Origin of the sequence: Chryseolinea serpens (assembly GCF_900129725.1) — a bacterium.
In the GTDB taxonomy this organism is placed as follows: Bacteria; Bacteroidota; Bacteroidia; order Cytophagales; family Cyclobacteriaceae; genus Chryseolinea; species Chryseolinea serpens.
The window spans coordinates 449,882-466,507 of sequence record NZ_FQWQ01000003.1; the positions used below are offsets into that span (position 1 = coordinate 449,882).

15 protein-coding genes are annotated in these 16,626 nt (G+C 52.7%); 11 read left to right on the forward strand and 4 right to left on the reverse strand.

Translation table 11 applies throughout. The features are described 5' to 3' along the window. Positions 1 to 6 precede the first annotated feature (6 nt). The 5 genes from BUB30_RS21630 to BUB30_RS21650 all read left to right on the forward strand — a co-directional run bounded on the left by BUB30_RS21630 (position 7) and on the right by BUB30_RS21650 (position 5,796). Positions 7 to 1,593 carry a RagB/SusD family nutrient uptake outer membrane protein gene (locus BUB30_RS21630; protein WP_073138103.1) on the forward strand — a complete coding sequence of 529 codons (1,587 nt, stop codon included), beginning with the start codon at positions 7 to 9 and terminating at the stop codon, positions 1,591 to 1,593. 18 nt (positions 1,594 to 1,611) lie between these two features. Continuing rightward, on the forward strand, positions 1,612 to 3,003 hold the full coding sequence (locus BUB30_RS21635; protein ID WP_178377167.1) for a SusE domain-containing protein: 1,392 nt from the start codon (positions 1,612 to 1,614) through the stop codon (positions 3,001 to 3,003). A 55-nt stretch (positions 3,004 to 3,058) separates the two neighbouring features. Next, a complete protein-coding gene (locus tag BUB30_RS21640; protein WP_178377168.1) occupies positions 3,059 to 4,240 on the forward strand; it encodes a glycoside hydrolase family 53 protein in 1,182 nt (393 codons plus the stop codon). 256 nt (positions 4,241 to 4,496) lie between these two features. After that, positions 4,497 to 4,829 carry an ArsR/SmtB family transcription factor gene (locus BUB30_RS21645; RefSeq protein ID WP_073138109.1) on the forward strand — a complete coding sequence of 111 codons (333 nt, stop codon included), beginning with the start codon at positions 4,497 to 4,499 and terminating at the stop codon, positions 4,827 to 4,829. Further along, complete coding sequence (locus BUB30_RS21650) at positions 4,819 to 5,796, forward strand: SRPBCC domain-containing protein (protein WP_073138111.1); 978 nt, start codon at positions 4,819 to 4,821, stop codon at positions 5,794 to 5,796. The genes BUB30_RS21645 and BUB30_RS21650 overlap by 11 nt, the downstream gene beginning before the upstream one ends. A gap of 102 nt (positions 5,797 to 5,898) precedes the next feature. Here BUB30_RS21650 and BUB30_RS21655 read toward each other — a convergent pair whose 3' ends face one another. Together BUB30_RS21655 and BUB30_RS21660 are read right to left on the reverse strand one after the other, a co-directional pair. After that, entirely contained in the window at positions 5,899 to 6,204 is a 306-nt protein-coding gene (locus BUB30_RS21655) for a putative quinol monooxygenase (RefSeq protein ID WP_073138113.1), read from the reverse strand. A 70-nt stretch (positions 6,205 to 6,274) separates the two neighbouring features. Next, complete coding sequence (locus BUB30_RS21660) at positions 6,275 to 7,048, reverse strand: SAM hydrolase/SAM-dependent halogenase family protein (protein WP_073138115.1); 774 nt, start codon at positions 7,046 to 7,048, stop codon at positions 6,275 to 6,277. A gap of 90 nt (positions 7,049 to 7,138) precedes the next feature. Here BUB30_RS21660 and BUB30_RS21665 point away from each other — a divergent pair, with 90 nt between their 5' ends. From BUB30_RS21665 to BUB30_RS21690, 6 genes are all read left to right on the forward strand, one after another. After that, positions 7,139 to 8,086: a PhoH family protein gene (locus tag BUB30_RS21665; protein ID WP_073138117.1), complete on the forward strand. Its 948-nt coding sequence runs from the start codon at positions 7,139 to 7,141 to the stop codon at positions 8,084 to 8,086. Positions 8,087 to 8,108: 22 nt separating this feature from the next. Continuing rightward, positions 8,109 to 10,178 (forward strand): ComEC/Rec2 family competence protein, encoded by a 2,070-nt coding sequence (locus BUB30_RS21670; RefSeq protein WP_073138119.1) that lies wholly within the window; start codon positions 8,109 to 8,111, stop codon positions 10,176 to 10,178. A gap of 30 nt (positions 10,179 to 10,208) precedes the next feature. Continuing rightward, on the forward strand, positions 10,209 to 10,982 hold the full coding sequence (locus tag BUB30_RS21675; protein ID WP_073138121.1) for an enoyl-CoA hydratase/isomerase family protein: 774 nt from the start codon (positions 10,209 to 10,211) through the stop codon (positions 10,980 to 10,982). Positions 10,983 to 11,095: 113 nt separating this feature from the next. Then, positions 11,096 to 11,950 (forward strand): substrate-binding periplasmic protein, encoded by an 855-nt coding sequence (locus BUB30_RS21680; RefSeq protein WP_073138123.1) that lies wholly within the window; start codon positions 11,096 to 11,098, stop codon positions 11,948 to 11,950. Positions 11,951 to 12,036: 86 nt separating this feature from the next. Continuing rightward, entirely contained in the window at positions 12,037 to 13,971 is a 1,935-nt protein-coding gene (locus tag BUB30_RS21685) for a RecQ family ATP-dependent DNA helicase (protein ID WP_073138125.1), read from the forward strand. A 4-nt stretch (positions 13,972 to 13,975) separates the two neighbouring features. Next, positions 13,976 to 14,701, forward strand: a complete 726-nt coding sequence (locus BUB30_RS21690; RefSeq protein ID WP_073138127.1) for a YdcF family protein — start codon at positions 13,976 to 13,978, stop codon at positions 14,699 to 14,701. 17 nt (positions 14,702 to 14,718) lie between these two features. Here the strand turns inward: BUB30_RS21690 and recN are convergent, their stop codons facing one another. Beyond that, positions 14,719 to 16,371, reverse strand: a complete 1,653-nt coding sequence (gene recN, locus BUB30_RS21695; RefSeq protein ID WP_073138129.1) for a DNA repair protein RecN — start codon at positions 16,369 to 16,371, stop codon at positions 14,719 to 14,721. Beyond that, positions 16,372 to 16,596 carry a hypothetical protein gene (locus BUB30_RS21700; protein ID WP_073138131.1) on the reverse strand — a complete coding sequence of 75 codons (225 nt, stop codon included), beginning with the start codon at positions 16,594 to 16,596 and terminating at the stop codon, positions 16,372 to 16,374. Positions 16,597 to 16,626: the final 30 nt, after the last annotated feature.

A 16,626-nucleotide genomic window follows, 5' to 3' on the forward strand; every position in this document is an offset into this window, starting at 1 on the left:
ACTCCTATGAAAATCATATCCTTTAAAATGACCATGGTGATGCTGACGGTGTTCGCGCTGCTCACATCCTGTTTCAGCGATCTCGATCCCCAACCGCTGGGCCCGAATTCGGTCACGTCGGCGTATGCCTACAACACTCCGGCGGATTATAAAATGGGGCTGGCCAAACTATATGCCAGCTTTGTCGTGGCGGGTCAGTCGGGTCCCGGCGCCGACCCGGACATCTCCAACCTCGATATTGGTTTTGGGATCTACCTGAGAGGCTATTGGAATCTCCAGGAGCTGACCACCGACGAGGCTGTTTACAGCTGGACCGAGGATGGCACCATCCACCCGCTCCATTGGCAAACATGGACGCCCACGAACACCTTCATCGGTGCGTTGTATACGCGCGTGATGCTCACCGTCGCCTATTGCAATGAGTTTATCCGTGCGTCCGCAGCATCGACGAATACGGACGTGAAAATGTATCATGCCGAGGCCCGCTTCATCCGCGCGCTCGCCTACAGCCACGCGCTCGATCTTTTTGGCAATCCACCCTTCGTGACGGAAGCCGATGAGCCGGGATCATTTTTTCCAAAGCAAACCACGCGCGCAGATTTGTATGCTTACATCGAAAAGGAACTGACGGAAATCGAGGAAGGTTTGGGCGAACCTAAATTTGAATACGGCCGTGCCGATAAGGCCGCGTTGTGGATGCTTCAGGCTAAACTCTACCTGAACGCTAAAGTCTATTCCGGAACAGAGAGAAATACGGAATGTATCACAGCCCTGAATAAACTCCTGTCGCGCAATGCCTATACGCTCTCGACCGAATATCGTCACAATTTCGTGGCTGACAACAATACCAGCCCCGAGTTGATCTTCACCATCAACCACGACGCCGTGCACACGCAGACGTATGGTGGTATGGCCTATATCATTCATGGAGAAATTGGCGGCAACATGAATTCGGCCGACTTCGGCGTATCGAGCGGCTGGGCACAAAATCGTGTCACGCCCGAATTCGTCGCGAAATTTCCCGACACGAGTGGCGATAGCGATGCGCGCGCCATGTTCCACACCGATGGACAGAAGTTGGAGATCGACGACGTGGGCACGTTCACCGACGGCTATGCCGTAACAAAATTCACGAACAAAACCCTGGCCGGCGGCAGCGCACCCAGCGGGGGCAGCATCGATTTTGTGGATACCGACTATCCCATGTTCCGCCTGGCCGATGCCTACCTCATGTATGCGGAAGCCGTGTTGCGGGGAGGCGCGGGAGGCTCGCAGTCCACTGCGCTTGACTATGTGAACGCGATCCGCACAAGAGCCTTCGGCGATGACTCGGGCAACATCAATGCCGGCCAGTTAACGCTGTCGTTCATTCTCGACGAAAGAGCACGCGAGCTCTACTGGGAAGGCCACCGCCGCACCGACCTCATCCGCTATGGGCTGTTGACGGGTGGCGACTATTTGTGGTCATGGAAAGGAAACACCAAAGCCGGCGCGCCCACCGAGGCATTCCGAAACCTGTTTCCCATACCGGCCTTCGAACTGGCGGCCAACCCAACCCTGAAGCAAAACGATGGCTACCCCGGTGGCGAGTAAACCAAAAAAATGAACGACATGAAAAACAAAATTATACCCTTCATACTCGGTTTTGCGCTCCTGGCCTTATGGGCTTGCGAGGAAGACACGCAGATCGTGACCATGAAAGAAAACGTAGCCGCGAATACACTCGCCCCGCTATCGGGATCTACCTACACGCTCTCGTATGACGACGGCGACAAAGACTTCGAAACGTTCACATGGTCAGTGCCCGACTATGGCTTCGAAGCGGCGGTGGATTACACGCTGGAGATCGACAAAGCAGAATCCGATTTTTCGGATCCGTTCACGCTTCCTTCGGCAAACAACACCACGGCAACCATGACCGTGGGCGAGTTGAATGCAGCCTTGCTTGGCTTGGGATTGACTCCGGAAGAAGCGGCAGGCATCAAAGTAAGAGTCCGTTCGTCTGTCAACGCCAAGGTGTCGCCGGTTTACTCAACCGTTATTAACCTGACAGTAACACCCTACGCCACCACGTTTCCTCCCGTTTACATCGTCGGCGATGCCCAAGGTTGGAACCTGGCGAACGCATTGGTGTTGCAGAGCACGGGACCCGGCACCTATGAAGCCACGGGCGTTTTCCAGAACAACGGCAAGTTCAGGCTCTTTGCCACAGCGGACTGGACGGCTCAACAGTGGGGATGGAGTTTCTTCAGTGGCGGAACTATAGCCAGCGAGTTGTCGGATGGCGGCGATGGCGACTCGAATTTTCTGTTTGGTGGTGCTTCGGGATATTATAAGGTCACCGTTTCGTTAAAGGATAAGGTCATCGCCGTGGAAGCCGCTTCGGCGCCGACGCTGTTTATTATCGGCGACGCGCAGGGTTGGGATTTGAACAAGGCGTTGGAGATGCACAGCTTGGGGGGTGGCGAGTTTGAAGTGATCGGACAATTTCAGGAGAATGGAAAATTCAGATTCTTTGTGTCTCCCGATTGGGCTGCAGATCAGTATGGCCATAGCTTTTTTGCCAGCGGCACGATCGATAGCAAGTTGGGCGACGGCGCCGATGGCGATTCGAATTTCCTGTTCAATAGCACAACGGGAGTCTACAAACTGGTGGTCAACATCAATACCAAGACGATCACCGTGGAGGCCACAGACGAACCCACGCTTTACCTGATCGGCGACGACCAGGGCTGGAACCTGGGCAACGCATTTAAAATGACGTGGCTCGGCGGCGGCAAGTATACGGGCACGACAAATTTTACAAACAATTCCATCTTCCGCTTTTTCGACAGACCCGATTGGTCCGCCGGTTTTGGTAACTTTCCCTATTTCGAAGAAGGAACCATCAGCCCGCAGCTGATCAATGGGGGAGGGAACGATTCCAATTTCAAGTTCACGGGAACAACGGGGTCGTATACCATCACTGTGGATCTTTATAACCTCGAAGTAGACATGCCCTAGATCATTTATTTTGAATTTAGTCTGAATGACAATCGATCACTTAAACAAAATATACTTGAACGCATCTAAATTTCTTTTCCTGATTTTATTTTGTTTGATGGCTTGTCATTCAGACGATCCTTCCCAAAGCGAACCCCCGCCGGTCGACGGGGGTAGCTTTTATTTTGGGGCCGACCTCTCGTGGGTGAACGAGATCCTCGACCACGGTGGCGTTTATAAAGAAGACAACGTGGTGAAAGATCCTTATCAGATCTTCAAGAACAAAGGACTGAATCTCGTGCGCGTAAGACTTTGGAACAATCCGCTTTGGACGAAAGAAAAGTATGGCGACCAGGGAACTCAGTTGTACAGCGACATCAAAGACGTTGAGCGCACCATTGCCAGCGCCAAAGCTTTGGGACTACAGGTGTTGCTTGATTTTCATTATTCCGATACCTGGGCCGATCCCGAAAAACAGTATATCCCCGAAGCCTGGCAGGATATTAAATCGATAAAGGTTTTGAGCGATTCGGTCTATAACTACACGTTCAAAACCCTGCATTATCTCCAGGGCAAAAACCTGCAGCCGGAGTTGGTTCAACTGGGCAACGAGATCAACTGTGGCCTGCTGTCTACCGATGCGCCGAGTGGATTTCCATCCTGCAACGTCTGCAACAATCAATGGACGAATGCCGGCGAAGTTTTGAATGCGGGCATCCGCGCCGTACGCGATGTGTCGGCCTCTGCATCCACCAAAACAAAAGTGATCCTGCACGTTGCTGACCCGAAAAATGTGGAATGGTGGTTCGACAATATAAAAAGCCAGGCGCTGGTCACCGATTTTGATATGGTCGGTTTTTCCTATTATCCCCTCTGGCATACCACGGTGGCCATAGACGATATCTCCGCTAAAGTTGCCGGCTTCAAAGCACGCTTCAACAAGGACGTGATCATCCTGGAAACCGGCTATCCCTGGACCCGCGAGAACGCCGACAGCTACAACAACCTGTTTGGCGATGCACAACCCCTCAATGGTTTTCCCTTCACCATCCAAGGTCAATATGACCTGATGAAAAAACTCACCACGGAAGTGAAGCAAGGAGGCGGTGTGGGTGTCATTCCCTGGGAGCCTGGAGCGATAACGTCGGGCATGAAGGACCAGTGGGGTACAGGCTCGACCCTGGACAATTGTGCCTACTTCGATTTCAGCGGCAACGCCATTCAAACCATGGATTACATGACCTTCCAATATCCATGAGCCGCAACGCTTAACTCAGCATCAAAGCCCATCCGACCATTGCCTGCGAATCGCTTCGCCTGGAGAATCTATGCCCTTCCGTCACGAATTCTGGTGAAATTCTGAATTGGCATTCCCGAAAAAAAGTCCGCCCGCGATCACCCAAAGCGCTTTGTATTAATGAATTAGGAGTTCCATAAAAATTTTTTCAGGAAAAGTCTTGCGCAACCATATGGTTGCTTTTACATTTGCAACCATATAGTTGCTGATTAAAAATATGATCGAACGAAGAGACGTATTCCAGGCGATTGCCGACCCCACGCGGAGGGCAATCCTGACGCTCATTGCATTGCAGGCCATGACGCCCAATGCCCTGGCGGAACATTTTGATACGAGCCGCCAGGCAGTATCAAAGCACATCAAGGTCCTGACCGAATGCCAACTGGTGAACCAGGAACAATCGGGGAGGGAGATCTATTATTACTGTAACCCCAAAAAAATGAAAGAAGTAGACGAATGGCTGGAGCCCTTCCGACGGTTGTGGGAAAAGCGCTTCGATCAACTGGATAATGTTTTAAAACAACTTAAATCAAAACGTCATGGTAAGTAACGTAGAAACACAGGAAACGCAAGTCGTGAAAGACTTGGCAAACAAAAAGATCACCATCACCCGGTATTTTGAGGCCGAGCCCGAGTTGGTTTGGCTCACCTGGACCGAGCCGGAATTGCTCGACCAATGGTGGGCACCGAGACCCTGGCAGACCGAAACCAAAACCATGGATTTCAAAAAAGGTGGCCATTGGCTCTATTCCATGGTGGGCCCCAACAACGAACGGCATTGGGCGAGAGTTGATTTTGACAAGATCGATCCTCAAAAAAGCTTCGAGACCACCGATTATTTTGTTGATGAAAAGGGTGTGAAGAATACAGAATTCGGCGAGACGCGTTGGAAGATCGCCTTTCGCGCGATGGGCAGCGGAACGGAGATCACGGTGGAGATCACGTCGGCAAGCGAGGCTAACCTCCAGCAGTTGCTGGCGATGGGCTTCGAGACCGGCTTCACCATGGCACTCGGAAACCTGGAGCAATACCTGCAAGCTCAATTCAAAATTCGCAAACAATTAAAGACGAATACAAAACCGCGGGTCACAACCTATCTGAATTTCCCTGGCAACACAGAGGAGGCGTTCAAATTCTACCGGTCCGTTTTCGGAACCGAGTTCAGCGGCGAAGGCATCAAACGTTTTGGCGATATTCCCCCGGAAGCGGGACATCCCCCGGTGCCCGACCCGATCAAGAAGATGGTGTTGCACGTGGAGCTGCCCATCCTGGGCGGACATGTGTTGATGGCTACCGATGCGCCAAAGGAAATGGGAATGACCCTCACGCAGGGCAACAACATGCACATCTGCGTGGAACCCTCCACACGGGCCGAAACCAAAAAGCTTTTTGATGCCCTGTCAAGTGGCGGCAACGTGACGATGCCTTTGGCAGATATGTTTTTCGGTGCCTACTTCGGGGAGTTCACCGATCGCTATGGAATAAACTGGATGTTCAATTGCATCGAGAAACCGTAAAGCATCACAGTACCTTGAAATAAATGAAGACTGCTCGCAAGGGCAGTCTTTGTTTTTTACGTGGTTTGAATCGCGCCTCAGCTTCTTTCAAAAAGAACCGTCTCAAGCATTCCCCGGTACATCGATAAATTTCTCCACCGAAAACGCCCGCGGCCGATCCGCAAATAATTCCTTGGTTCTTCCCCACACACTTTCAAAGAGTGCCGACTGCCGGTAGCGCTCCAACGCTGCGGCATCGCGCCAGTAGCTATAGGTGATGTAGGTGTGGGGTGCGTCAACATCCTTGAGCAACTCCAGGTGCGAGCACCCTTCAAAATTCCGGATCTCGGTTTTGTGCCGGTTGAAGACGGTGAGAAATTCTTCGACCCCCGATTCTTTAAAATGCATGCGGACGATTCGGATGAGCATGTGGATTAAATTTTTATGGCTTACGACAAAAGACGGGTGAGTGGACCAGGCTGCAGGATGACCGTTGTCGTCATTCCTCGAAGATAACATTCACTGTCCCCCCATAACCAAGTCCCAGCAACTCCGAGGCGTTCCCCTTGTAGATGCCGACTTCCAGCAGGTTCAGGCTATTGAACACGATAAAGCATTCGCCCTGTTCGGCCTGGCTGTATTGGGTCTGGATGCGGCGGAATTTTTCGCCCCCGAATTGGATGGTGTATGCTTTTCCCTGGCTCAGCACGTCGAACGCATCTTTGCTGATGTTGGTGATGAGGTTGCCCATATTGTCCACGCGGATGATGCTGCCCGTGATCTGCTTTTTGGTGGCTTTCATCTGGCGGTCGATCATTTTTTTGAACGCCGGCATGGGTTTGCCCAGGGTGGTGATGGCCACGCCGCTGGCCAATTTGGCGGCCGCCGGTGCAAAGATGTCGCGTTCGGGAAAGGTGGTGCTCACCGTGGCGATGGCATTGAGTTCGGCCAGTTGCTGGTGGGGCTTTTCGCTGATGAGGCCAAACAGCCCATTGTCGCACCCCACAAAAAAATGGTCCTCCAACTGCAGGGCAATGAACGCATCGCCCCGGTTTCCTGTTGCATCTACGCCGACCAGGTGCACGGTGCCTTTGGGAAAATCGCGGAAAACAGCCCGCAACACAAAGGCGGCGTGGGCAATGTCTGCTGGTTTGATGTGATGGCTGATGTCTTCCACCCGAACCCCCGGGTTTATACTGATGATCCGGGCCTTGACCGCGGCCACATAGTGATCACTTTCGCCGGAGTCCGTAAGAAGCGTAACAATGGCCATGGTTGATGCTACCGCAGATATTCGTTAATTTTGGTATGGCAAAGTAAACATTTTTAAGCCACATTGCTTTTACTCTAAATCCATATTCATTTGACCGAAAAAGTAGTTACACTGGAAAATATTTCCATGGTTGACTTCCTGGGAATCGAGAACAAGACCATCGACACGTTGTCGGCAGCCTTTCCCAAAAGCAGGATCATATCACGCGGCAACCAAATACTGATCAAAGGACCCACGGCCGAGATCGGCCAGATCGACGATGTGCTCACCTCGCTGGTGGACCACTATCACAAGTATGGCCGCATCACGGAAGAAAACGTGCAAGCCTACATCGAGCGCGAACACGAGGTAGTGCAAGCCGAACACCAGGCCGCCGAAGACGTGATCGTCTATGGCACCAAAGGCAACCCCATCAAGCCCAAGACCGCCAACCAGCTCAAACTCGTGCAGTTGGTGAAAGACAACGACCTGGTCTTTGCGCTTGGTCCGGCGGGGACCGGCAAGACCTACATCTCTGTGGCGCTGGCCGTGAGAGCACTCAAAAACAAACAGGTAAAGAAGATCATCATCACGCGCCCCGCGGTGGAGGCAGGGGAGAACCTTGGCTTTTTGCCGGGTGATCTGAAAGAAAAGATCGATCCCTACCTGCGCCCCATCTACGACGCACTGAACGACATGATCCCCTTCGAGAAGCTGGGCTTCTACATGGAACGCGAGATCATCGAGATCGCACCCCTGGCCTACATGCGCGGCCGCACCCTGAACAACGCCTTCATCCTGCTGGACGAAGCGCAGAACACCACGCCCATGCAAATGAAAATGTTCCTCACCCGCATGGGCCCCGAATCCAAAATGATCGTCACCGGCGACGCTTCCCAGATCGACTTGCCCACGCGGCAAAGCTCCGGCCTCAAGGAAGCGGTGCGCATCCTGAAAGACGTGAAAGGCATCGGCATCGTGGAACTCAACGAGAAAGACGTGGTGCGTCACCGCCTCGTGCGCGACATCATCGAAGCCTACGACAAGGAAAGTTCCTGACGGAATTTTATTACCTTTCTTCATGAACCGTTGGATACCCTACGCCTTCGTCCGCATGGTGGTATTTCTAGGGGGCGGCATCCTGCTGGCCATCCATCTCCCGGACGCAATCGACGCGCCGTTGGCGCAAGCCCTGTTGGTGGGCCTCTGCATGATCTACTTTGTGCTGGCGCTGACCTATCGCCGCTGGCAACTCAACCCCGGGCTGTTCGGATTGCTGGCCCTCTTTGTGGCCGGTTTCAGCATCACGCTCCAACGCACGGCCTCCCGAAGCGATGCTCATTTTCTTCACCTGAAAACGCCAGTCGCCTATTACACGGCCGTAGCGACGAAGCCTTCAGAAGAGAAAAGTAAATCCTGGAAACTGGAAGTCGCCGTGCAGCAAGTGAACACCGCAGGCCGGTGGAGGCCACAGCAAGGCAACGTCCTACTGTATCTTTCCAAACAGGATTTTAAAAAGCCTTTTGCGTATGGCGATGTTTTGCTTGTGAAAGGCTCGCCCCAATTCATTCCGCCTCCCGGCAACCCGGGAGAATTCGACTACCGGCAATACCTTTCTTACCGTCAAATTTATCATCAGCAATTCCTACGCACCGGCGATGTGCAGCAAATTGCCTACGACCCTCCGGGAACTTTGATGCGTCACGCCATTGCCGTGCGGCTTTGGGCCGATGGTGTGATCCGTCGTTTTGTGCCCGGCGACCGCGAATACGGATTGGCATCGGCTTTGGTCTTGGGTGTAACGGATGGGCTGGACAATGAAGTTCTGCAGGCCTATGCCGCGACGGGGGCGTTGCATGTGTTGTCGGTTTCGGGGTTGCACGTGGGCATCGTGTATTGGTTGCTGCTGTTGATGTTGCGGCCGCTTCAGAAAACTTACTCCGGAAAATGGATCCTGGCCGTCGTCAGCATTTTTGTGCTTTGGGGCTATGCGTTTGTGACAGGGCTTTCTCCGTCTGTGTTGCGGGCGGTCACCATGTTTTCATTTATGGCGTTGGCGCGGCCGATGAACCGGCAAATGAATATCTATAACACGCTGGCAGCATCTGCTTTTTGCTTGTTGCTGGTCGATCCGTTCATGATCATGTCGGTGGGGTTTCAGCTTTCTTATCTGGCTTTGCTGGGCATCGTCTATTTTCAACCCGGTATCTATGCGTTGTGGGAGCCTAAGAACAGGTTATGGGACGAAATCTGGAAAGTGAGCAGCGTGTCGCTGGCGGCGCAATTTGCTACGTTCACGGTGGGGTTGTTGTACTTCCATCAGTTCCCCAATTATTTTCTGATCACAAACCTCGTGGTCATCCCCGCCTCTTTTGGGGTGCTCATCGCCGGCTTGGTGTTGTTGGCCGTAAGCGCCGTGCCCGTGGTGGCCGGCTTTTTGGGTATAGGGCTGGGGTGGCTGGTGAAAATGATGAATGGATTTGTTTTTGGTGTTGAGAATTTCCCATTCAGTAAGATCGAAAATGTCTATATCACGCCCTGGCAATTTGTTTTGCTCACCGCGATGTTGCTCTGTCTCGTCCGGTTGCTGGAAACAAGAAGGATGTCGTGGCTGGTGACGGCTGGTTTCGCCGCCGTGGGATTTGCTGTATTGCAGGGGAGCTATGTGCGGGAACAAATCGATCAGCAACGCATAACGGTCTATAAAGTCTCCGGGCAAACGGCGGTGGACCTGATGAACGAGAGAACGGTTTTTAGCTGGGGCGATACCGCGTTGATCCGGGATCGATCGAAAGTGAAATTCCACCTGGCCCCAAACCGGATCCTTTACAACGCGCAGGAAACGGCACCGCCTCCACCCATAAACGAATGGAAAGGCTGCACGCTGATGGTGTGGCATGGCGAATCTATTCTGCGCATTTCCGACCGGGAATTTTCGCTTCCTTCAACTTTGCAGGTCGATTACCTGATCCTTAGTCACAATGCCGTGCGCGATCTTTCTTCCGTAGTGTCAAAGGTTGTGGCCAAACAGATCATCGTCGACAGCAGCAATAAATTCTATCTTGCCAACCGGTTGCTGCAACAAGCGAAAGAACGGGGCCAGCCGGTTTATTCCGTGTGGCACGACGGCGCATTTGATCGATCGATATGATATAAGGGAACCGTGATTTAATCAAAAGACATGAAATATATCCAATACAGCGCAGACCAAGGCATCGGAACCATCACCCTAAGCCGGCCCGAAAAAAGAAACGCCCTGAGTTTTGAATTGGTGAGCGAATTGAAAGCGGCCTTCACCGCCCTGGAGATGGACGCCACCGTAAAGATCATCATCCTCAAAGCGCAAGGGGAGGCGTTTTGCGCGGGTGCCGACCTGGGCTACCTGCAGCAGCTTCAGCATTTTTCGTATGAAGAGAATCTTGCCGATTCGAATCACCTGAAAGAATTGTTCCTGCAGATCTATACGCTGAAAAAAGTGGTCATCGCCCAGGTGCAAGGCCATGCGTTGGCGGGCGGCTGCGGACTGGCAACCGTATGCGATTTTGTATTTGCCGTTCCCGAAGCAAAGTTTGGCTACACTGAAGTAAGGATCGGATTTATTCCCGCCATCGTCATGATCTTTTTACTGCGCAAGATCGGCGAGGCCCGATCGAAGCAACTCCTGCTCAGCGGCGAACTGATCACGGCCGACGAAGCCCAGCGTCTCTCCCTCATCAACCGCATCATCCCGAAGGAAAACCTGGAGCAGGAGACCATCGCCTTTGCTGCATCGCTCATCCGCTCCAACTCAGCGCAAGCCATGATGCAAACCAAGCAAATGATTGCCCGCGTACAGGAGCTCCCCCTCGAACAGGCATTGACGTTTGCGGCGGAATCCAATGCTACCGCCCGGGCTACCGGGGATTGCAAGCGTGGGGTAGACGCCTTTCTGAAAAAAGAAAAAATCACCTGGTAAAAAGGGAAAAGTCAGGCTAATCCCGTAATTATTCGAAAAAACGCACACCGATATTACGCCCATTGGAATTTATAGAGGCGAAACCTCTAAACTCGTGGTTCAATCACCTTACCATGAAATCCCTGTTTACTTTTTTCATCCTGTTAGGCGCCGCGTCATGTCTGGCGCAATCTTATTCGGCCGATACCTGGAAGCAAGCCAAGAAAAATGGAAAAGGCACCCTCTCGCTGGCCTACGTGCAAACCCCCAGCTTCGTATACATCGATAACACCGGCCAACTCGCGGGCATCTGCATCGACATCATGGGCGACTTCAAAGCCTGGGTGAAGGAAAATAAACAAGTGACCGTCGAGTCCAAATTTGTGGGCGATGGGTCCAACTTCAAGAGCATGTACGACAAAGTAAAGATCTCCAAGGGAGGCGTAGTCGGTATGGGCAACATCACCATCACCGACGAACGGAAAAAAGAAGTAAAATTCAGCCCGCCCTTCATCACCAACTTTGCTATCCTGGTAACGCAGGGTAAAATATCCACCTTGTCGAAACTGGAAGATATGCCCAAAACATTTTCGGACCTCACCGCCTATACGGCCAAGGGCACCGTGAACGAACAACGCATTACCGATCTGAAAACAAAATATTTTCCCGATCTCAAGGTGTCCTACACCACCACCAGCCAGGAATCGCTCGAAAAAATGCTAGCCGATCCTAAAGGTCTTGCCTATCTGGACCTGGCGTTCTACCTGGAAGCGGTCCAGATGAAGAAAAGCATAAAACGGCACGCCGTGGCCGACAAAGCCATAGAACAATTCGGCTTCATCATGCCCTCCGGCTCCGATTGGGCACCGCTCTTCGAGGAATTCTTTGCGGCTAATGGCGGGTACACCAACACCCGGGAATACAAAGCCATCTTGTTCAAACACATGGGCGAAGCGGGCGTAAAGCTCATGCAATCGCAAACCAAATAACCATCATTCCATAGGAGGAAGACCCGGCAGGCCGAAACTTGCCGGGTCTTTTTTTATAGCGCAACCTTTCGGCTATCTTCGTTTCGTTGGAGACCCCGCAAACCATACTGAAACGATACTGGAATCACAGCCAGTTCCGGCCCCTGCAGGAGGATATTGTCAACTCCGTTTTGCAGGGCAATGATACCCTGGCGCTGTTGCCCACAGGGGGAGGCAAGTCCGTATGCTTCCAGGTACCCGCATTGTTGTTGGAGGGGGTTTGCATTGTGATCACCCCGCTCATTGCCCTCATGAAAGACCAGGTGGAGCAGTTGAAGCGTCGCCAGATCGAGGCCGTCGCCATCCACTCCGGCCTCGCCCGCCGCGAGATCGACATCTTGCTGGACAACTGCGTGTATGGCACCATCAAATTCCTGTACGTGTCGCCGGAGCGTTTGCTCACCGAGATCTTTATCGAACGCGTGAAGCGCATGAAGGTGGGCCTCATCGCCGTGGACGAAGCGCATTGCATTTCACAATGGGGCTACGATTTCCGGCCATCCTATTTAAAGATCGCATCGCTGCGCGAGCTGAAACCCGACGTGCCTGTGATCGCCCTCACCGCCACGGCCACCCAACAGGTGCGCAACGACATTATGGAGAAGCTGGCCTTTAAAGAACCGGCTGGCGTCTTTCAAAAATCATTTGCCCGCGAGAACCTTTCGTTTGTCGTTCGTCATACTGAAAACAAAGACCGCAAAGTGTTGGAAATTCTCACGAAGGTGAAAGGCTCGTCCATCATCTACGTGCGCTCCCGCAAAGCCACACAGGACATTGCCGATTGGCTCGTGAAAAAAAAGATCTCCGCTTCCTTCTATCACGCCGGCCTCGATTTTGAAGAGCGCGGTAGGCGACAGGAGGAATGGATCAAAAATGAAAAACGCGTCATCGTGGCCACCAACGCCTTCGGTATGGGCATCGACAAACCCGACGTCCGCCTGGTGATTCACCTCGATCTGCCCGAAAACCTGGAGGCCTACTACCAGGAGGCGGGCCGTGGCGGCCGGGATGGACAACGGGCCTATGCGGCCGTGATCTACCAGGAGGCCGACCTGGTGAACCTCAAAACAAAAGTGGAGCAGTCGCAGCCCTCGCCGGCCTATTTGAAAAAAGTATACCAGGCCCTGGCCAACTACTATCAATTGGCCGAAGGCAGCGCGGAAGGCCAGAGCTATAATTTCGAACTGAACGAGTTTGTGGAGCGTTTCCACCTGCAGGCCACGGAAGTATACGCCGGCCTCAAAAAGCTGGAGGAAGAGGGGCTGATCCAATTCAACGAAAGCTATTACAGCCCCTCGCGATTGCACCTGTCGCTGGACAAAGGCAAGCTTTATGAGTTCCAGGTAGCCAACGCGAGGTTCGATCCGGCCATAAAAATGCTGCTCCGGCTATATGGCGGTGAATTGATGTCCGGTTTTGTAAATATATCGGAAGCCCAACTGGCCAAAGCGTTGAAAATTTCCACTAGCGAAATGTTTAAAATGCTAGAACATCTTCACGGCTTACGGGTTTTAATTTATGAGCCGGCAAAAGATAAACCCCAGGTAACCTTCCTGATGCCCCGTCAGGATGCCGACCGTCTTCCGTTGAACCTCCAGCGCATGGAAGAACGCCGCCAGCTCATCCTGGGTAAGATGAATGCCATGATCGGCTACGTGACCAACACCCACCGTTGCCGGATGCAGTTCGTGCAAGATTATTTTGACGAGGTGACGTTTAAGGTATGTGGCCTATGCGATGTTTGCGTACAAAATCGGAAAAAAGAAAATATACACGCCTTCGAGGATCTTCATGGTGAAGTGCTCACCGTGCTAAAAAAGAAACCCCTCACCGTGGAAGAAGTGGAAGAAATCATCGCACCCCGCGACCACGACCTGTTCGTGGACGTGATCCGCGACATGGTGGACGAAGGCGAATTGGAATATGACACAGGATGGAGACTGACCCTGGGAGGGGGCCGGGGGGTAAATATAAATGGATAGAGGTATGAACAGACAGTTAAAGAAATTTTTGAGGATTTTTATTTACGTTCACGTTTTCCTGGCCGCAGCCTTGTTATTGACCCATTGCTCGTTCTCGCACTACGCCAAGAAATCGTATGAACAGGCAAAGAAGGACAAACCGTTTGATGTGGTGATCGTGCCCGGTGTTCCCTACGAAAAAGAAAATACAACGTCCATCATGCGCATGCGCGTCTATTGGGCCAAGCATCTTTACGACAGTGGTTTCACCAAAAATATTATTTTCTCCGGCTCGGCCGTGTACACCCATTTTGTAGAAGGCATTGTGATGAAGACCATGGCCGACTCGCTGGGCATTCCCCCGGAGCATACCTTTGCCGAAACCCGGGCAGAGCACAGCACGGAAAACGTCTACTACTCCTGGAAGATGGCCAAGAAAATGGGCTTTCAAAAAATTGCCCTGGCTACCGACCCGTTCCAGTCGCGCGTGTTAGGGAGCTTTTCAAAAAAGTATTGTCCCGGCGTGACGGCCATCCCCGTGGTCTATGATATCCTGAACCGCGAAGTCAAGCCACTGCCGCTGATCGATACGACGAAAGCCTATCGCCCGGAATTTGTATCGATCGTGAAACGTGAAGGATTCTGGAGACGCTTTCAGGGAACCTTAGGTCGCCGTGTGAAAGAGGAACGTCGCATGGAAGAGGAATTCGAGAGGGAAGCAGGAAAGAAACCCGTGTCCACAAACGAGTAGCGGAAGCGTTGGGTGTCCTATCTTCCCAACAGCTCTTGCGCATTTTCCAGGGCCACCTTCGAAGGCTTGGCACCCCCGATCATCTTGGCGATCTCCTGCACGCGGTCCTCTGCACTCAACACTTTGATGGCGCTGATGGTTTTGGATGACGTGTTGTCTTTATAGACAAAGTAATGCGCGTCGCCCTTGGCTGCGATCTGTGGCAAGTGACTGATGGCAATCAACTGGTGGCGTGTCGCCATGGTCTTCATGAGCGTGCCCAGCTTCATGGCCACTTCCCCAGAAATGCCGGTATCAATTTCATCGAGGATGAGTGTTGGCATGGCGGTCTTTTCGGCCATCACATATTTGATGCTGAACATGAGCCGCGAGAACTCGCCCCCCGATGCCACCTGGGCCAACGGACGCGGGGCCACGCCCTTGTTGGCGCTAAAAAGAATATCGATGCGATCTGCACCTTGCGCCGACAACTCGGCCGGTTGCATGTCAATTTGCAACGTGGCATTCGGTATACCCAGCTCTTGCAACAAGGCAGTGAGTTGTTTGCACAGCGGGATGAAAACTTTCGTGCGCGAGTCCGTGAGCTTTTTTGCCGTGGCCGTCACCACTTTGAGTGCCGCTTCAAAATCTTGCTTGGCTCTCTCCAGCGACTCGTCCAGGTTGGAGGTGAGCGCATCTTTTTGAGACAGGCTTTCCTGGATGGCCAGCAGCGTCTTGAGGTCTTCGGCTTTATGTTTTTTGAGCAATTTGTAGATCGTGCTCAGTCTTTCCTTGGCAAACTCGGCGTGTTGCGGATCGAACTCGATCTTCTCTTCTTCGCTTTCAATTTCGCTCATGATGTCGTCCAGTTCGATGAGCACACTTTCCAGGCGCTGCAACAAGGCGGCATAGGCGGGCGAGTAGGAAGAGACACTGCTCAACGCGGCGCGCGCTTCGCTCAGCTTGACGCGCGCGGCAAAATCCGAAAGCGTCACGGCGTCGAGGATCAGGTTGAAGCTGCTTTTGATCTCGCTGGTATGATCCATCACCTTCACTTCCGACTCCAGCGTTTCCTGTTCGCCTTCTTCCAGGTGGGCTTGGTTCAGTTCGTCCAGTTGAAAGCGCACATAGTCGGCTTCCTGCCGCAGCGTGTCGGCCTCTGCACTCAGATTCTCGAAATCTTTGCGGGCCTTGACGTAGGCTTGCCAGTCCGTTGCATACTGTTCGCGTAGCGTATGGTTGGCCGCATAGGCATCGATCAACCGCAGTTGGAAGCTTTGCTGACCCAGTTGCAGGGTTTCATGTTGCGAGTGGATGTCCATCAACAGATTTCCGATGCGTTTCATCACCTCCAGGGTCACGGGCGTGTCGTTGATGAATGCCCGCGATTTTCCACCGGGGCTGATCTCTCTGCGGATCACCGTGATTTCGTCGTAGTCGAGGTCTTCCGCTTTGAAGACGGATTTGAGTTTATATTCCTTGATGGCAAACGAGCCTTCGATGATGCACTTCTGTTCTTCGTCCCACAACACCTTGGTGTCGGCGCGGTTGCCCATGAGCAGGCCGATGGCGCCCAGCATGATGGACTTGCCCGCACCCGTTTCGCCCGTGATCACATTGAGGCTCGGGGAGGGCTCCAGCTCCAGGTGTTTGATGAGCGCATAGTTTTGTATGGTGATATGCTTCAGCATTCAGGCAAAGGTGTCGAAATAGAGTTCGGCAATGGTGTCGATCCGGTAGGTCATTTTTTTGCGGCGCATGTTCAGGAGCTTGATCTCGGTGGCGTTCACGTCGGTAAGTTCGCCAAACATGGCGGTGTTGTCTGTGAGCACAATATTAATTTTTTTACCCAGAAATTCGGCCACCCGTTTCCGGATTTGCACGGCGTCGCTGAGGCGGAGTTGTTTGGTGCTCATGAGAAAATTTAGGATCGGTAAAACTGCCGA

Bases quoted from the DNA above. Each gene is read 5' to 3' on its own strand.
- BUB30_RS21630 (WP_073138103.1), top strand. From the start codon at position 7: ATGAAAATCATATCCTTTAAAATGACCATGGTGATGCTGACGGTGTTC.
- BUB30_RS21635 (WP_178377167.1), top strand. From the start codon at position 1,612: ATGAAAAACAAAATTATACCCTTCATACTCGGTTTTGCGCTCCTGGCC.
- BUB30_RS21645 (WP_073138109.1), top strand. From the start codon at position 4,497: ATGATCGAACGAAGAGACGTATTCCAGGCGATTGCCGACCCCACGCGG.
- BUB30_RS21650 (WP_073138111.1), top strand. From the start codon at position 4,819: ATGGTAAGTAACGTAGAAACACAGGAAACGCAAGTCGTGAAAGACTTG.
- BUB30_RS21655 (WP_073138113.1), bottom strand. From the start codon at position 6,204: ATGCTCATCCGAATCGTCCGCATGCATTTTAAAGAATCGGGGGTCGAA.
- BUB30_RS21660 (WP_073138115.1), bottom strand. From the start codon at position 7,048: ATGGCCATTGTTACGCTTCTTACGGACTCCGGCGAAAGTGATCACTAT.
- BUB30_RS21670 (WP_073138119.1), top strand. From the start codon at position 8,109: ATGAACCGTTGGATACCCTACGCCTTCGTCCGCATGGTGGTATTTCTA.
- BUB30_RS21675 (WP_073138121.1), top strand. From the start codon at position 10,209: ATGAAATATATCCAATACAGCGCAGACCAAGGCATCGGAACCATCACC.
- BUB30_RS21680 (WP_073138123.1), top strand. From the start codon at position 11,096: ATGAAATCCCTGTTTACTTTTTTCATCCTGTTAGGCGCCGCGTCATGT.
- BUB30_RS21690 (WP_073138127.1), top strand. From the start codon at position 13,976: ATGAACAGACAGTTAAAGAAATTTTTGAGGATTTTTATTTACGTTCAC.
- recN (WP_073138129.1), bottom strand. From the start codon at position 16,371: ATGCTGAAGCATATCACCATACAAAACTATGCGCTCATCAAACACCTG.
- BUB30_RS21700 (WP_073138131.1), bottom strand. From the start codon at position 16,596: ATGAGCACCAAACAACTCCGCCTCAGCGACGCCGTGCAAATCCGGAAA.